Genomic DNA, 14455 nt, shown 5'->3' on the forward strand with positions numbered 1-14455 from the left:
TATGAACTTAAAAAGAAACTTTATACCAGGGGATGAATGGCTTTATTTCAAAATTTACTCTGGAGTAAAAACACTAGAAAAAATATTAATAAATGAGATTTATCCGCTTTCTAATTTTTTACTAGAAAATGGAATAATTGATAAATTTTTTTTTATAAGATATTTTGATTCTGATAATCATATTAGACTTAGGTTTCATATCGCAAATGATAATGAAGAATCTATAGCTGTTTTAATTAAGAAATTAAATGCGTGTATTTTACCTTATATAGAAAATAGACTGGTTTGGGATTTAAGTGTCAATACCTATAAACGAGAGTTAGAAAGGTATGGAATCGGAACAATGGAAGATATTGAAACATTGTTTTATGTTAATAGTCTTGATATTCTTTCATATATAAATTATGAGTATGAGGCTGAAGTTGGAGAGGATTCTCGATTGCTTTGGTGTATAAAGTATATTGATTTATTGTTGTCTAAATTTTCTTATTCATTAAATCAAAAAGGTGACATAATTAGCTATTTGTCAAAGGGGTATGAAGTGGAGTTTGATATGAATAAGGATATGAAAATTATTTTAGACAAGAAGTATCGAGAAAAGAAAATGAAAATTGAAGATTATTTGTTGCTAGATGATAATAAAAATCACAATGTGAAAAATTCTTTGGAAGAAGTAACGATAAGTAAAATAATAGTAAAAACTAGTGGTGAAGGTGAAATCAATAATTTGCTTTCTAGCATAATACATATGCATGTTAATAGGCTGTTTAGGTCAAAGCAAAGAGTATATGAGTTTTTGATTTTGTATATGATGAAAAAATTATACTCTTCAATGAAAATACGGGTTGATCATGATAATAAGTGGAGAGATTATTTTGAATTGGAGTGTTTAGAAACTAGATAGTTTTTTAGAAAAATTGAATGTTGATAAGTAAAAATAGATGATTAAATTTCCTTTTTATAAACAATTGGATTCAATGGATTGTGGACCTAGTTCTTTGCGAATGATTGCAAAGTTCTATGGCAAAACTTATAGTTTACAATTTCTAAGAGATTTATCTTATTTAAGTAGAGATGGTGTATCGATGTTGGGTCTAAGCGATGCTGCTGAAAAAATAGGTTTTATCACTAAGGCTTATAGATTAACTTGGGATCAATTGGAAAAAGAGGCGATTTTGCCATGTATTATTCATTGGAATGATGAACACTTCGTTGTCTTATATAAAATAAAAACAAAAAAAAATAAAAAATATATTCATGTAGCAGATCCTAATCAAGGTTTATTGAAATATAGTAAAAAAGAGTTTTTAAATTCATGGAGTAAAGATGGAGCGTTAGGTGAGAGGTTTGGGAATGTTTTATTATTAGAACCAACACCTGATTTTTATGATGCTGGCAACGAAGATAATAATAAACAAAACTTATCATATCTATTGAAATATATAAGACCTTATAAAAAGTATATATTTCAATTAGTGCTTGGTATGTTAACAGGTACCTTGATAGGACTTATTTTTCCATTTTTAACTCAGTCCATAGTGGATAAAGGGATATCTAATAATAATTTATCCTTTATTAGTATGGTTCTAGTGGCGCAATTTATTTTGATTGTAGGTCAAACAGCAAATGAAATAATACGAAATTGGTTGATGTTGCATGTAACATCCCGAGTCAGTATATCTTTGTTGTCTAATTTTTTAATAAAGCTAATGAAGTTGCCAATAGCTTATTTTGATATAAAGCTATTAGGAGATATTATACAACGAATGGAGGACCATCAGCGAATACAGTATTTTCTTACAAATGGATTAATAAATATAATATTTGCTGGGATCACCGTCATAATATATGCGTTGATTATGGCTAAATATCAATTAGATATTTTATTGATTTTTTTGATTGGAAGTGCTATTTATATAGTCTGGGTATTGTTATTTTTAAAATCAAGAAGGGATCTTGATTATAAGCAATTTCAACAATCATCTAAGAATCAAAGCAATATAATTCAACTGGTAACAGGTATGCAGGAGATTAAGATGAATGGATGTGAAAAACAAAAAAGATGGGAATGGGAAAAAACACAAGCTCGATTATATAAGATAAGCTTAAAAAGTATGTCATTAGATCAATTTCAGTATGTGGGGGCTACTTTTATAAATCATTCAAAAGATATTTTAATTTCATTTTTGGTGGCTAGATCTGTGGTGCAAGGTCAAATGACATTAGGCATGATGATGGCTGTACAATATTTAATAGGCCAGCTCAACGCTCCTATTCAACAATTTATAAGTTTCGCACAGTCAGCTCAAGATGCTAAAATCAGTTTAGAAAGGTTGGGCGAAATTCATGATCAAGATGATGAAGAAGGTATTGAGCAAAATAAACTCTATAGTATTCCAAAGTCAGAGAACATTTTATTAAGAAACTTAACTTTTCAATATGAAGGCCCACATTCAAAAAAAATATTAGAGGATGTTAATTTTGAAATTTTGCCAGGTAAGATAACTGCAATTGTAGGCACCAGTGGAAGTGGTAAAAGCACCTTGATGAAGTTGATATTAGGCAATTATAATCCAACTGTTGGAGAAGTATTATTGAATGGCATAAGAATAAATAACTATAGTTCAAGGGAATGGAGGAAAAGCTGTGGAGTTGTTATGCAAGAGGGGTTTATTTTTTCAGATAGCATTATAAATAATATATGTGTGAGCGACGACTATCCGAACTTAGAGAAGTTTAATAAGGCTCTAGAGGTTTCTAATTTGAAAGAATATATAGAAAGTCTTCCGCTTGGTTATGAAACAAAAATAGGCAGTGATGGTCATGGCTTGAGCACAGGACAAAAACAACGAATACTTATAGCAAGATCTGTTTATAAAAATCCAGATTATTTGTTTTTTGATGAGGCGACAAATGCGTTGGACGCAAATAATGAAAGAGTAATTATGGAAAACTTGGAACAGTTTTTTAAAGGTAGAACAGTCTTGATTGTAGCTCATAGATTAAGCACTGTAAAAAATGCGAACCAAATAATAGTGCTTAATAATGGCAAATTGGTGGAAAAGGGAAATCATGAAGAGTTGATTTCTAATAAAAGTGAATATTACAACTTGGTAAAGGATCAACTAGAAATGGAAAGCAATTTAATTTATTAAGTAAATTTATAATATATTATGCCTGACAATAATACAGATGATTTTCACAGTGATGAGATTCAGGAAATAATGGGAAGTGTTCCTAGTGTGATTGTAACATGGGGCATGAGTATTATATTCATGGTTTTAGTGATTTTAATCATAGGGAGCTATTTTTTCAAATATCCTGTTGTTGTAAAAGTACCATCTATCATAACGACTTATCAAACACCCGTTGTGCTTGAGGCTAGAATCAATGGCAAAATAGAGCAGATATTAATTAATGATAAAGATACTGTTAGTAAAGGGGATCTTATTGCGGTAATTAAGGGTACTGCGAATTTCAAAAAAATATTAGCGGTGGAAAATCAAATAAAGCAAGTTCAACTTTTCAATACAATGGACAGTAGCTTGAATTCAAGCTTATTATATAATTTCGATTCCCTTGGCGAGTTGCAATATGCATATTCAAAACTCAAAAAGACTATTAGAGAGTACAATCATTTTTTAGAACAAGAACATATTCCTAAAAAAATAAAGAATTTGGAGTTGCAATTGATAAAACACAAAGAAGTTCGTGATATTCAGTCAATGCAGCATAAATTAATCCACGAAGAAGTAGAACTAAGCAAAAAGGCTTTTGAAAGGGATTCTACATTATTTGCTATGAGTGCTTATATGATTTCACAAGCAGAATATGAGAAGTCAAAACAGTTATATACTCAAAAAATAGCTAAAGTTGTAAGCTTTGAAGTAAAATTAAAAAATAATGATATCACCTTATTGAATATTGAAGACAATTTGCTAAACCTGAAAATTGAGCAAGAAAAATTAATGAAAGAACAAAAGTGGTCGATTGAAGAGCAAAAAGAATCATTATTAGCTGAAATTCAAGAGTGGAAATTAAACTATTTGATAACCTCTCCTATAGATGGAGTGGCAAGTCAAACAAACATGTGGAGTGAGAATCAAAGTGTGAAAATTGGAGATCGAGTATCAACAGTTATACCTTATAATGAATCGAAAATCATAGTAAAAGTCATAATTCCTAATGAAAAGATTGGTAATATTAAAATTGGCCAATCCGTGTTTATAAAGTTGGAAGGATTCCCTTATATGGAGTTTGGTATGCTGGAAGGATATTTAAGCAGAATTTCTTTAGTGCCTGAAAAAAATAGCTACATAGGGATGGTTCAATTGAATGAAGGAATGTGCACTACGTACGATAAACGACTTAAGTTTATTCAGGAGATGGAAGGTGTTGCAGAAATAGTGACAAAAGATTCAAGAGCTATAGAACGATTTATATTGCCACTAAGAAATTTTTTATAACTCTAATGGGAAGTTTGAAATTAATTTTCAAGAATCAATAGTTTTTTATTATAAAAATATTTGGCACGAAGAGACAGTGATAAGGATGTCGCCACTATAAATGCAATCCATTATGTAATTAAGTTAAATTTAAAAATGAAAAAGTTAAAAAAATTAGCATTAAAAAAAGACGTATTGTCTGAATTATCAAAAGAAGCACAAGGTGGATTGAGGGGAGGTGGAACCAGAAAATGCTCTGACAATTGCCCTACTAATTTGACTTGCCCAGACCCAACTACTTTTAAGTCTTAATAGTATAATTATAATTTAGTTATTGAAAGTGTTTCGTATTTAGTTATTGAAACACTTTCTTAGATAAATTTTAAAATGAAGAAAATAGAAAATAAGTTGGATTGGGTGAGTCAAAGTAGTTATGAAGAAAACTATTTATCTACACTTAAAAATTTTATTTTACATAATAGTAAAGTTAAAATATCTTTGCAAACAGTTGAGGATATTTTCCAACAAAGACTTGAGTCGACGAATCAGAATATAATAGCACTTTGCGATACATTGAAAGAGTGGGAGCTTGAAGTTGACGCGATGCAAATTGAACACCAACATTTAGAGTTTGCACCTCTTCCATCTATATTAATATTTACCGACAGTGAATCCAGTATTTTTTTAAATTATGATAAAAAAAATCAGTTAGTAGACCTTTTGGACCCTGTCTTTGGGTTTTATCAAATTAGTCTTGAAGATTTGAAATTGTCTTGGGATGGAACTATAGTCACAGCCGAAAGTTCAAGCGATATTGAAGAAGAAGATTATTCTGAAAAGGAGAAGCGATATAAGTTACAACGAAAAATGAATATGAACCTTGAAGCTGTTTATATTATAGCTTTGGAAGGGGAAAAAAATAAAAATATAGATTTAATAAAGCATCATCTCTCGTATTTTCAACTAGATAATCAAGTTAAGGTTATTGTATGGGATGCAGTGGATGGAAACAAAATAAGTGATGATGATTTAGATTTATTAGGAGTTAAGGTTTATGATAAATGGAAAATAACTGAAAGCCAAAGCAAATGGTATAATCGTGAGATTACAGCAGGTGAATTGGGTTGCTCTTTAAGTCATTGGATGGTGTGGGAGGATGCCTTTAATAAAAAGTATTCTAAAGTATTGATATTGGAAGAAGATTTTATTCCAGTTATCGATGCGGATTTTAGTTTATTAAATAAATGTGACTTTGAATGGGATTTAATGTATTTGGGTCGAACGCCTAAAGAAAAAGATAAAGAACTTAGCAATTTTTGGGTAAAGCCTGGTTTTAGTTATTGCACTCATGCATATATCTTGAATAATACAGGGATAGAAAAGCTGTTAAAAACACGTTTTTGTGAAAAGTTGATCCCTGTTGATGAATTTTTACCTGCCTTATATTCGAATCACCCCAGAAATGATATTAGAGATTTATTTAAAGAGGAAATAAATGCCATTGCAACTTATAAAAATTTAGTCAATCAATATTCAGGACATGATAGCACTACAAATATAAAGCAAAATGTAAAACATGAATCTTTGTATTTGAATTTTGGCGCTTTTCAAAAGTCGTGGGAGAAAAAATATATTAACCCTGTCATTATTGATGGCAATGAAGAATTGGTTATTAGCAAAGAAGAAAAGTATATTTTAAGGTTTCCATTATTTAATAAATTGTTTTGCGATCATGTAATCAGTGAAGCTGAAAATATTAATAAATGGATGATTGATCGGCATAAAAATTATCCGACTAACGACATGCTTCTTGAAGTATTAGGCTTAAATGATATTTATAATAGAATTATAAATAAATATGTTTTGCCAATAATATTGAAGCAATGGAAGTTTAAGTTTGTTTTAAATAATAGTTTGTCTGAAAATTTTATCGTAAGATACAAACCGGATCAACAAGCTTATCTTGCTATTCATCATGACTTTAGTTTGGTGACAATGAATCTTTGCTTGAATAATGAGTTTGATGGAGCAGGAACTGTATTTCCAGATTATGAGAAAAAAATAGTTTTAAAAGAGCCTGGGGAGGTTTTGATACATCCAGGTAGAATTAGTCATCGTCATGGAGCTCTTCCTGTTAAAGATGGAAAGAGGTATATTATTGTGTCATTTTTGAGAGATAATTAATAAATAAAATGCATATTCTGATTGTAGATAATATTAAAATTCCTGTTATTAATTACGGGGCAGTAGAAAGGTTTGTATGGTGGATTGGTAAGGAACTCTCTAATCAAGGACATGAAGTAAGTTATTTAGTTAAAAAGGGTTCATATTGTCCTTTTGGAAAAGTCTATACTTATGACTTGAATAAACCAATATCGGTTCAAATTCCTAAAGGTGTCGATGTCTTGCATTTAAACAATCCGTTAGATGAAGATTTAGATTTTCCTTTTTTAATTACATGTCATGGAAATTATCCATTTTTTGAATATCATCATGAAAATACTGTATTTGTATCTCAGAATCACGCAAACAGGTATAATGCTGATACTTATGTTTACATTGGTTTGGATTTTGATGAATATGGAAAAGTCGATTGGAATGCTTCCAGAGATTATAATTTGTTTTTAGCTAACACTGAAAATAAAAAGAAAAATGTAAAAGGAGCCATATCAATTTGTGAGAAGATAAATCAAAAATTAGCAATTGTAGGCGGGGATGGGAATTCTAATCATTTAATTCAGTTTAAGGGTATGGTTGGCGGTTTTAAAAAAAATAAAATTATTAATGGTGGAAGAGCTTTGTTATTTCCAGTCATTTGGAATGAACCTTTTGGAGTTGCTTTAATTGAATCATTGTATTTTGGACTTCCAGTTATTGGAACGCCTTATGGATCTTTGCCGGAATTAATAAATGAAGAGGTAGGTTATTTATCATTTGATGATTGGGAGTTGGAGTCAGCTTTGCTTCATGCAGATAATTTTGATAGGTCATTATGCCATCAATATGTGTTGGATGAATTTGATCATATAACTATGACGAATAAATACATAAGTCTTTACGAAAAAGTTCTTAATGGAGAAAAGTTGAATAAAAGAAAGCCTATTTTGTTCCCAAACAATATTAATAATCTACCTATTTTCAAAAAGTCTGATTATGAATCCATTTAATTTTTTTAATGCAATAGAAAGACTTCGAAAGAATGTCAAAAAGATTCTATAAAATAGTCATTATCATGATTTATTTGTTAGGCATTTCTGCACTTCATTTTAAAATTGTATAGAGCTGTAGCTATAATCATCACTTTATTTTTAATTTCAGTTGTTCTGGATTTGATTTTTCCTGTACTGCTTTAAGTCGTTTAACACTGGAAAAAACATGCGCAAGACTGATTAGTTTATTGATTCCTTTTTTAGACTTTTTAAATGGAGTAATAATGTAAGGGTGCTTCTTTTCGGCTCCTTGAAAACTGGGGTACGTAAGTATATTTTCTTCAGAAATATTGAGGGCTATTTCATCTAAAATGGCTTTTTCATGTACGGTTCTTTCATTAGTCTCAGTCAAATAAATAATGTAGCCATTCTTATCAAGAAAGGCTATTTTTCTTTCCGTATCCGCTTTCATTTACCGTAGTAATATTCTTTTTGCGGCTTATTGAATGATATGTAATTATGCTCATTGCTAATAAGGACAATATTTCCTCTTTGAGGCAAAGTTTTTAAATACAAATAGCCTTCATGTAAAACATACTGAGCTTACTACTTGAAAACGATATTCAACTCAAACCCTTATTTGACAATTTAGAAGGAAAATATACGGTTCGCCAAAAACACGTTTAATATCATTTTTTGAAAAATTAAATTAGCGTAATTTATTCTGCATTAGATATTTAAATGAATTGCTTAAATATTTATTTGATTTTTTCTTACGAAAGGTAGGGGAAAACAAGGATATGAATATCATATATATGATGATCATTATTAAAAAATAATTTATTAAGCATTTAATTACATAAGAGGGATTTGAAAAAGTTTAATTTAATATCAAATCGATGGCTGCAATTGTCGATTTTATTCATTGCAAGGATGTGTTATTTAGCGTTAGGCAAAAATGGTAAACTTGCGTTTAGAAGCAGATTAGTGAATCCAGTGTCAGGAGGGGGAATAAACAAATCTTGTAAATTTGCAAAAGAGCTTCAAGCAAAAGGCCTGATATCAATAGTGCATCTGCCGGTTTGCGGTTATTTGAGGAGCCAGGCTTTTCGAAAATTAGAACTAGAAAGGCTCTGGATACCAATTTCATTTCTATTTAAGATAATAAAATACGTATTTTTTTTGACATTATGGTTGAATGATGATCATTGGTGGACTAAAAGGGATGGTTCATTGAATATTTTTTCTATTTAATATGTATTCCGTCATTTTTGGCAATGAGTGTACATTAAAATAATAATTATAATAAAAAACTGTATTAAGTATTTGATTAAATAAGAGGGATTTGAAAAGGTTAAAATTAATAGTAAATCGATTGGCGCTATTGTCCATATTTTTTATGAGTCTGGTGCATGATTCAGCCATGGGCCAAAGTGACAAGCTCGTGGTAGGCGGCAAAGTAACGGATTCCGAATCAGGCGAGGGACTGATCGGTGTTACCATTTTGGTAAAAGAGCTTAAAGCCAAAGGAGTGATCACAGATGCCAATGGCGAGTATCGAATAGCCTTGCCAAAGGGAAATTACACATTGTCATACAATTTTATAGGCTATGAAACTATCAACCAAAGTGTATCGGGCTCAGGTACTGTGCAAAAAAATGTAAGCATGTCATTGTCTTCAAGCGAGTTGGATGAAGTTGTTGTCAAGGCTGAAAGAGAAGATAAGAATGTGCGTTCAACCACTGTCAGCGTAGTAAGTATTTCCCCCAAGGATTTGGAGGATGTTCCCGTGCTTTTCGGTGAAAAGGATGTGCTGAAAACCATACAGTTGATGCCGGGAGTGCAGTCTGCGGGAGAAGGTTCCAGCGGATTTTATGTTCGTGGAGGAGATGCTGGACAAAATCTTTTGTTGTTGGATGAAGCCACTGTTTATAACGCTTCACACTTGATGGGATTTTTCTCCGTGTTCAACTCCGAAGCTTTGGAAGATGTGAATTTGTACAAAGGAGGAATTCCTGCCCAGTATGGCGGGCGAATTTCTTCGGTAATGGATGTGCGCATGAGGGAAAGCAGTGTCGAGGATTTTGGCGGTGCTGGAGGTATTGGTTTGATATCGTCGAATTTGATGTTGGAGACTCCATTTGACAATAACAAGGGAAGCGTATTCGTGGCCGGAAGAAGAACATATGCCGATGTTTTTACGGCCTTTTCTAATGACCCAGCGATTAGCGATACCAAGCTTTACTTCTATGATTTGAATATGAAAGCCGATTATAAGATCAACGATAATAACCGCGTGTATGTGTCTGGATATTTGGGAGAGGATAGAATGGGCATAACGCAGTTTGGTCTTGACTGGGGAAATAAAACGGCGACTCTTGGATGGGATCATGCTTTCAACGATCATTTGTATATGAACACGTCATTGGTGCTAAGCAATTATGATTATAACATCAAAGTGGACCAGATCAATATATCATCTACAATCAATACCTATACTTTCAAGCAACAATATGACTGGGGGATTTCTGATAACTTTGACCTGAAGTTTGGATGGGATATCTCATATTCAGAATTCGGCATGGGAGACTTGAAAGCTTCCGATGATAGCGGAATGAATGATTTTAACGTTCCGGATAGGATTACTTCCGAAGGAGGAGTGTTTGTAAGCGCAAACACGCGCTTTTCTGATAAATTATTCGCAGAATACGGGATCAGGTATTCAGGATTCGCTGCCTTGGGCGAAGGAACTTTCCATACTTTTGATGACGAAGGTGATGTGATCAATAGCGAATATTATGGCAAAGGCGAGATCGCTCAATATTACGGAGGATTGGAGCCAAGAATCAATGTGACGTATATGCTTACTGAAACGAGCTCCCTTAAGGCTTCATACAATCGAATGAGGCAATACAATCACTTGTTGTCGAATTCTGGAACTTCTTTGCCTACCGACTTGTGGATACCAAGCAGCAATAATATTGCTCCGGAGATTGGCGATCAAGTGTCTTTGGGCTATTACCGAAACTTCTCTGATAACAAGTACGAGTTCTCGACGGAAGCGTATTATAAAGAGATGAAAAATGTCATCGATTATCGTACTGGCGCTGAATTGGGATTGAATGAATATATCGAAGGCGATTTGCTGTATGGAGATGGTAGAGCCTATGGCCTGGAAATGTATGTGAAAAAGAAGACCGGAAGATTGACCGGATGGATTTCTTATACTTTGTCCAAGTCAGAGCGTCAGTTTGACGATATAGACGGCGGAGTATGGTTTCCTTCGAGACAAGATCGCAGACATGATTTCTCAATCACATCGATTTATAAAATCAATGAGCGAATGAAGTTATCGGCTAACTGGGTGTATTATACGGGAAATGCGATCACTTATCCTAGCGGAAAGTATTATATCAATGGACAGCCGGTTCCATACTACAGTGAAAGAAACGGTTATAGAATGCCTGATTATCATCGCTTGGATATCGGGCTGAATATAGAAAATAAGAATTATAAAATAAGAATCGATCCCGAAACGGGCAAGAGCGAAAAGGTGAATAAACGAGTGGAGTCAGGCTGGAACTTTTCCTTGTACAATGCCTATGGAAGAAAAAACGCCTATATGATTACTTTCGAAGAGAAAGAAGGTGGAGAAGAAGGAGAGATGATCGCAAACAAAATTTCGCTGTTTAGCTTCCTGCCTTCGGTTTCTTACTATTTCAGATTTTAGTCAAGCTGATTTATCGTGTTTTTGAATTGAAAGAATTTTTAATGAATATGAAAATTAGAAAAATAATAAATATATACGCATTCAGTTTTGTCGCTATATTGGCATTGGTTTCTTGCTCGGAGGAAATTGATTTGAATTTGCGCTCTGCTGACCCTGAAGTTGTCATTGAAGGAGTCGTAACGGATAGCACAAGAGGCAATTTTGTGAAGCTTTCCTATACGACGGATTATTATGACAAGGGTGAGACTCCGATGATATCGGATGCTTTGGTTAAGGTATTTTCAGATGGTGAAGAGTATCTTTTATCGGAAGTAGATCCCGGGTTTTACACCAATCCATCACTGGATGGGAATGTTGGGAAGCAATATCGTTTGGAAGTAGTTCATGAGGAAGTTATGCACGAATCCGAAGGCTATATGCGTGATGTGGTGGAGGTTGATTCAGTGACTGTGGAAGAGACGGATCTCGCGGGGAATTTATATTATAGATTTGAAGTTCATTACACTGATCCTGCCGATGAAAGGAACTATTATAAAATAGAGCAATTTGTGAATGGAGAATCAACAGGTGATATCATGCTTCATAAGGATGATACCAATGATGGCATGGCGACAAATTACCCTGTGTATTATGATGAAATAGAAATAGGAGACCATGTTGAGTTTGAATTGCAGCATATCAGCGAAGATGTGTACGATTACTTCAAGGCGGTTCAGAGCATTTCAGAAGGAAATCCGAGTTCTCCAGGAAATCCTCCAGCGATGTTTGGAACGGATGCGCTAGGCTATTTCTCCGTTCAGGCTGTATCTAGGGGAGGGATCGTGTTGGAATAAACTTGTGAAGGGAGACTTGAAGCTGCTTTTGAGAAAGTGGTTTCAAGTCTTTGTTAGCATTTTTCACAATGGTATGATCAATTTTGTAGAATCCATGTTCGTGTTATGCCGTATTCAATACCATTTTTGTAAAAGAAATTTTTGAGAGCCTTGTATATTGGCAAACATCTTTGGGTGATTTTATAATTAGAACTGATTTGAAATAATTCAGACCGATTACATTCAAAGCAAATCGGAATATACGCAAGCACTTCGTTTGATTGGTTTATAAAATAAATCACATTGCGTGGAAAATAACACAATGCCATTTTAGAAATCTTATTTTCAGGTTCAGCTCTGAATTCTAAGAAAATATCCTGTAGATGTTTTTTGCTTCCATTGTCCAACTCGATGCTCTCTGATAAATAATTTAAATCTAAATGATTTTGATCTATGGATTTGTCTAAAATTTGATTGATGTACAGGGATCCTTTTTTGCCAAATTGCTTGCCTATTGTATAGTATTTTTCTGTATGCGGAGTAATATCTCCAAATGAAGCGATAATTATTCTGTGCTCAAATAATTTGTATATGTTAGAATCGGCTTCTATATCATTAGAACATTCTGCATTATTCATAAACTTATACTTGTTTTGGGCAAAGCTTATGTTGGAAAGTGTTAATTTAAAAAGCAAAGCAATTAAAGGGTAAAATATTCGCATTTGAGTTTATGTTAACTTATGCTAAATGACAGAGAATTTCCCATCATCGTATTTCATCAAAAATATACTCGCCTTTGCTCGAAAATCCCATTTCAAATCAAAGGCAGCCTTGATAGCTTCTTTTACAAATGAAGGCGTAACTACCTTTGGATCATGTTTATTTGGCATATTTTCTTGGTCATTGATATGCAACCATCTGTCATGCCAGCCAAATTCAACTTTCAGGCAGTTGTTTTTATTTTCAATGGGATAGATAATGATTATTTCATCAAATTTCCATAAAAATACGTCTTTTCCTATAACGATTTTTCGAAAATTCTTCTTTTTTGTAGGTCTGCTCATATGATAGTTGTCATTTATGCTGCAATTGATTGATTTCCTTGTTTGAAGATTGTTTTTCGCATTGAGAATGTGCCATTTTATTATTTGTTTTCAATAAAAGACTTAAGGTGTAAAAGAGTATTGGAAATAAATATGACACCGTTTTACAATACTCTTTCTAAAATTAGAGTCCTTGCTTAAATAATCATGAGGATGAAAGATTAATACAGTTTTGATGGTGAAATAATGCAAGGCTGTAATTTATTAAGTTGTTAATTTAGTATTCTTTTTAATTAAAATAGTATATTTATATTGTTGGTTTTTAGCCTTAATTGATTGATTATGAATAGATTCATCTTATTTTTTCTGCTTTTATTTTCTTCATTAAATTCTGCTTTTTCTCAAGGTGTTCAAGAGTTTGAGGTAAAGGGGAAAGTTACAGATTTTGAAGGAACGCCTATTGACAGTGCTTTAGTTAGTTTATATTATTCTGATTTTTCACCTGCATATACTGTTTATTCTGATCAAGATGGGAATTATAAATTAACAGGTGTGAAAAAAGGAACTTATTTGGCAATGTATGTCTTAAGGCCAGAAGAGTATCCAAGAAGAAATGCAGTAGCTCCGGAAGATATGCGGTTGGAGTTTTGGGCATGGAATGTAATTGTTGATGAGAATTTAACGATTAACCCAAGATATCATCGATTGGAATTATATGGCCTTAATGCTTTTACTGTAAATGGTGGAGGTTCCAGACTTTGGCTATATGTAAGACCCATGAGTTTAGGTAAGCTAATAAAATATGAAAGTGATATTTATACTGATAAAGCTAAGTTGGAGAAAAAGGTTGATATTAATGTCTATCCAGAGCACTTTAAAGCTGAGGTGTTTATTGACGACAAGCAAGTAGAAGTAAAATCAATGCAAAAAATTGAAGAGCTTCCTGCGAATGAAAGTGGAGCGGCAGTTGTTGGATATATGATTAATGTTGATTTTAAACCTTCGAATTCAAGAGAGAAACCTTATGTAATAAAAGTGGTAGGGGAAAATACTGAATTTAATGAAAAAGGAGAAAATATTTTATTTTATAAATATGGAAACTATGAATTCAAGAAATGACAGCGTGTCACTTCTTGAGGTTGTCGCTTAAAATTCAAGGTCATGAATTTATATATACTATTTTTTAATCTCCATAAATATGCGATGATATTTTATCTTTTCTGAAAATTGAATTATTTAAATACTTGTTTAATGAGCGGGATTAGATATATTCATT

Annotated in this window: 13 protein-coding genes; 10 read left to right on the forward strand and 3 right to left on the reverse strand. The window is 32.6% G+C overall.

The genetic code is table 11. The annotated features are described in order from the left end of the window. Position 1: 1 nt before the first annotated feature. From AABK36_RS10465 to AABK36_RS10490, 6 genes are all read left to right on the forward strand, one after another. Positions 2–904, forward strand: a complete 903-nt coding sequence (locus tag AABK36_RS10465; RefSeq protein ID WP_309939167.1) for a thiopeptide-type bacteriocin biosynthesis protein — start codon at positions 2–4, stop codon at positions 902–904. A gap of 37 nt (positions 905–941) precedes the next feature. Continuing rightward, on the forward strand, positions 942–3155 hold the full coding sequence (locus tag AABK36_RS10470) for a peptidase domain-containing ABC transporter (protein WP_309939166.1): 2214 nt from the start codon (positions 942–944) through the stop codon (positions 3153–3155). Positions 3156–3173: 18 nt separating this feature from the next. Next, complete coding sequence (locus tag AABK36_RS10475; RefSeq protein WP_309939165.1) at positions 3174–4466, forward strand: HlyD family secretion protein; 1293 nt, start codon at positions 3174–3176, stop codon at positions 4464–4466. Positions 4467–4601: 135 nt separating this feature from the next. Next, complete coding sequence (locus AABK36_RS10480; protein WP_338390267.1) at positions 4602–4757, forward strand: hypothetical protein; 156 nt, start codon at positions 4602–4604, stop codon at positions 4755–4757. Between the two features lie 75 nt (positions 4758–4832). Then, entirely contained in the window at positions 4833–6629 is a 1797-nt protein-coding gene (locus AABK36_RS10485; protein ID WP_309939162.1) for a glycosyltransferase family 25 protein, read from the forward strand. An 8-nt stretch (positions 6630–6637) separates the two neighbouring features. After that, entirely contained in the window at positions 6638–7612 is a 975-nt protein-coding gene (locus AABK36_RS10490) for a glycosyltransferase (protein ID WP_309939161.1), read from the forward strand. Positions 7613–7742: 130 nt separating this feature from the next. Here AABK36_RS10490 and AABK36_RS10495 read toward each other — a convergent pair whose 3' ends face one another. After that, positions 7743–8066 (reverse strand): hypothetical protein, encoded by a 324-nt coding sequence (locus tag AABK36_RS10495; protein ID WP_309939160.1) that lies wholly within the window; start codon positions 8064–8066, stop codon positions 7743–7745. Positions 8067–8527: 461 nt separating this feature from the next. Between AABK36_RS10495 and AABK36_RS10500 the strand changes: the two genes are divergently transcribed. The 3 genes from AABK36_RS10500 (at position 8528) to AABK36_RS10510 (ending at position 12157) form a co-directional block, all read left to right on the forward strand. Then, positions 8528–8848, forward strand: coding sequence for a hypothetical protein (locus AABK36_RS10500; protein ID WP_309939159.1), 321 nt, complete (start codon positions 8528–8530; stop codon positions 8846–8848). A 91-nt stretch (positions 8849–8939) separates the two neighbouring features. Further along, a complete protein-coding gene (locus AABK36_RS10505; RefSeq protein WP_309939158.1) occupies positions 8940–11324 on the forward strand; it encodes a TonB-dependent receptor in 2385 nt (794 codons plus the stop codon). A gap of 41 nt (positions 11325–11365) precedes the next feature. Further along, a complete protein-coding gene (locus AABK36_RS10510) occupies positions 11366–12157 on the forward strand; it encodes a DUF4249 domain-containing protein (RefSeq protein ID WP_309939157.1) in 792 nt (263 codons plus the stop codon). Between the two features lie 77 nt (positions 12158–12234). Here AABK36_RS10510 and AABK36_RS10515 read toward each other — a convergent pair whose 3' ends face one another. Both AABK36_RS10515 and AABK36_RS10520 read right to left on the reverse strand, forming a co-directional pair. Then, complete coding sequence (locus AABK36_RS10515; protein WP_309939156.1) at positions 12235–12774, reverse strand: hypothetical protein; 540 nt, start codon at positions 12772–12774, stop codon at positions 12235–12237. A 105-nt stretch (positions 12775–12879) separates the two neighbouring features. Continuing rightward, the gene (locus AABK36_RS10520) at positions 12880–13200 is read right to left on the reverse strand and encodes a hypothetical protein (RefSeq protein WP_309939155.1); all 321 of its coding nucleotides are present in this window, start codon (positions 13198–13200) and stop codon (positions 12880–12882) included. 321 nt (positions 13201–13521) lie between these two features. Between AABK36_RS10520 and AABK36_RS10525 the strand changes: the two genes are divergently transcribed. Continuing rightward, positions 13522–14298 carry a carboxypeptidase-like regulatory domain-containing protein gene (locus AABK36_RS10525; protein WP_309939154.1) on the forward strand — a complete coding sequence of 259 codons (777 nt, stop codon included), beginning with the start codon at positions 13522–13524 and terminating at the stop codon, positions 14296–14298. The last annotated feature ends 157 nt before the right edge of the window (positions 14299–14455 follow it).

The organism is Aureibacter tunicatorum (assembly GCF_036492635.1).
GTDB classification, from domain to species: domain Bacteria; phylum Bacteroidota; class Bacteroidia; order Cytophagales; family Cyclobacteriaceae; genus Aureibacter; species Aureibacter tunicatorum.

Bases quoted from the DNA above. Each gene is read 5' to 3' on its own strand.
- AABK36_RS10500 (WP_309939159.1), top strand. From the start codon at position 8,528: ATGTGTTATTTAGCGTTAGGCAAAAATGGTAAACTTGCGTTTAGAAGC.
- AABK36_RS10495 (WP_309939160.1), bottom strand. From the start codon at position 8,066: ATGAAAGCGGATACGGAAAGAAAAATAGCCTTTCTTGATAAGAATGGC.
- AABK36_RS10465 (WP_309939167.1), top strand. From the start codon at position 2: ATGAACTTAAAAAGAAACTTTATACCAGGGGATGAATGGCTTTATTTC.
- AABK36_RS10485 (WP_309939162.1), top strand. From the start codon at position 4,833: ATGAAGAAAATAGAAAATAAGTTGGATTGGGTGAGTCAAAGTAGTTAT.
- AABK36_RS10525 (WP_309939154.1), top strand. From the start codon at position 13,522: ATGAATAGATTCATCTTATTTTTTCTGCTTTTATTTTCTTCATTAAAT.
- AABK36_RS10510 (WP_309939157.1), top strand. From the start codon at position 11,366: ATGAATATGAAAATTAGAAAAATAATAAATATATACGCATTCAGTTTT.
- AABK36_RS10470 (WP_309939166.1), top strand. From the start codon at position 942: ATGATTAAATTTCCTTTTTATAAACAATTGGATTCAATGGATTGTGGA.
- AABK36_RS10475 (WP_309939165.1), top strand. From the start codon at position 3,174: ATGCCTGACAATAATACAGATGATTTTCACAGTGATGAGATTCAGGAA.
- AABK36_RS10480 (WP_338390267.1), top strand. From the start codon at position 4,602: ATGAAAAAGTTAAAAAAATTAGCATTAAAAAAAGACGTATTGTCTGAA.
- AABK36_RS10520 (WP_309939155.1), bottom strand. From the start codon at position 13,200: ATGAGCAGACCTACAAAAAAGAAGAATTTTCGAAAAATCGTTATAGGA.
- AABK36_RS10515 (WP_309939156.1), bottom strand. From the start codon at position 12,774: ATGAATAATGCAGAATGTTCTAATGATATAGAAGCCGATTCTAACATA.
- AABK36_RS10490 (WP_309939161.1), top strand. From the start codon at position 6,638: ATGCATATTCTGATTGTAGATAATATTAAAATTCCTGTTATTAATTAC.